Origin of the sequence: Mesorhizobium caraganae, assembly GCF_016836705.1 — a bacterium.
Classification (GTDB): domain Bacteria; phylum Pseudomonadota; class Alphaproteobacteria; order Rhizobiales; family Rhizobiaceae; genus Mesorhizobium; species Mesorhizobium caraganae.
In genome coordinates this window covers 1-448 of record NZ_JAFCGY010000148.1, presented here as the reverse complement: position 1 = coordinate 448, position 448 = coordinate 1, and the positions used below count along the sequence as shown (strand labels likewise).

The following is a 448-nucleotide window of genomic DNA, read 5'->3' as shown; positions in this document are numbered from 1 at the left end:
TCATATGCGGGTTATACACGCATTCAGTGACCAGAAGTCCCGGATGTAACAGACTGATATCATTAACCAACGATTCATTCTCAAGGGGTTTCATACCCACTTTGGTGCCATTGGTTAAAATGTCGGCGGAAGCCAGGGCTTCTGCAAAGGCTTGCTGATCGGCGAGATCGGTGACTGTCACGACGCAATCGGTGTTTTCGTTAACCCGCTGCGCGAAGGCGAGGTCTTTATCGAAGAACTCATCCCGACGGTTAAAGAGTTTAATTTCTTTTAAACCTTCAATTGCCCCCTGCGCGCCAATTGCCGTTGAGGCACCTCCGGCCCCTAACAGCACCATCGTTTTGCCTTTGATATCAAAACCGCTCTCTTTAATGGCGCGAATATGGCCCGTGCCGTCGGTGTTATAGCCACGCAGATAGCCATCATCATTAACGATGGTGTTGATGGC

1 pseudogene is annotated in these 448 nt (G+C 49.8%); it reads right to left on the bottom strand.

What is annotated here, in order from left to right:
- Window positions 1-448, bottom strand: a pseudogene (locus tag JQK88_RS35710) (hypothetical protein); the annotation flags it as partial.